The organism is Hahella sp. HN01, assembly GCF_018986435.1.
Lineage (GTDB): Bacteria > Pseudomonadota > Gammaproteobacteria > Pseudomonadales > Oleiphilaceae > Hahella.
Map to the genome: position 1 here is coordinate 1 of NZ_JAHMIN010000119.1, position 1,403 is coordinate 1,403.

Genomic DNA, 1,403 nt, shown 5'->3' on the forward strand with positions numbered 1-1,403 from the left:
TGGCGTCATACACCAGGCGCCCGCTGCGCGGCTGACTTTGTGCGCTGGCGAACTGGGTCAGCGCCGCTTCGCTATAATCCGGGCCGGCGTAGGCGCGGTCATAGCTGAGTTTTTCCGCCACCTGTCCCAGGGCGTCGTAACGGTTCTCGATAACATAGCCCAGAGCGTCAACCGTAAAGCGCGCCTGGCCTTTAGCGTCGTATACCACGCGTTCGCGGCTGCGCTCGCCGTTCTGCGTCGCGTCGCCGCTCATCCAGGCATCGCCAATCGCCGAGCCCTGCGCGTACAGGTTCGCCTGCGCCACGTAGGTCTGCGTGGCGTCCACTGCATCCTTCAGGGTGTGAATCAGGACGTAGTTATCCTGTCCCTTGCGTTGCAGCAGGATGCGGGCGTCGCCGTCCTTCAGCTCAATCCGGAAACGGTCTCCCGACTCCACGAACTGCATCGTCGCCGGCGCAATCTGCGTCCCCTTGTATTGAATCAGAACGCTGTGCTTCTCCGCCGCCGCGCCGTCCCGGTCGCGGATAAACACGCCCAGGTCGATTTCCTTAAAGTAGTCGTTCCCCGACAACCGTTCTTCCGGGTTCAGGTTGAAGCCCACCACGCCTAAGGATTGCCCGTTAACCAGTTGGTCTACGGTGAATTCCAGGACGCCTTCGCCGCCCGTCAAACCGCTTCCCGCGATTGCGCGGCCTTCGGTCAGACTCGCTGGAGTGGTTCGCGTCAGGCGTCCTCCTTGCTGGGACACCGCCGCATCCGTTCCCCAGTTCAGTAATTGAGGCAGGCGCGACGCCAGATCCGTCGTGGCGGCGTCAATCGGCTGCTCATAGCGGCTCTTGTTAACCACCCGCCCTTGCGCGTCATACTCGAATTCCGTGACGTAGCCCAGCGCGTCGACCTCAAAGCGCACCTGGCCTCTCGCGTCATACACCAAACGAGAATGCGAAGCCGGGGTTGCGCCATTCGCGAAGGTCTGCAGGGCGCTTTCAGTAAAGACATCGCCCGTGTAAGCAGAGCTGTAACTAAGTTTCTCGGTTACCCGACCCAAGCTGTCGTAACGGTTTTCCGTCACCAGGCCCAGGGCGTCGACGGTGAAGCGCACTTGGCCTTTCACGTCGTAGACCAGTCGGGAATGAGAAGCGGGCGTTTTACCGCTGATGAAGCTCTGCAGGGCGTTTTCGGTAAAGGCGGCGCCGGTGTAGGCGGAGCTGTAACTGAGTTTTTCGGTTATTCGACCCAACGCATCGTAGCGGYTCTCCGTCACCTGACCCAGGGCGTCGATCGTGAAGCGCGCCTGGCCTTTAGCGTCGTAGACCAATCGGGTATGGGAAGCCGGGGTTTTGCCGTTCGTGAACGTCTGCAAAGCGCTTTCACTAAAGTCCGCACCGGTGTAGATCGCATTA

General features: G+C 60.7%; 1 protein-coding gene. It reads right to left on the minus strand.

What is annotated here, in order from left to right; translation table 11 throughout:
* Positions 1-1,403 (minus strand): RHS repeat domain-containing protein (locus tag KP814_RS32525; RefSeq protein WP_216740670.1); only part of this gene is annotated, 1,403 nt, incomplete at both ends.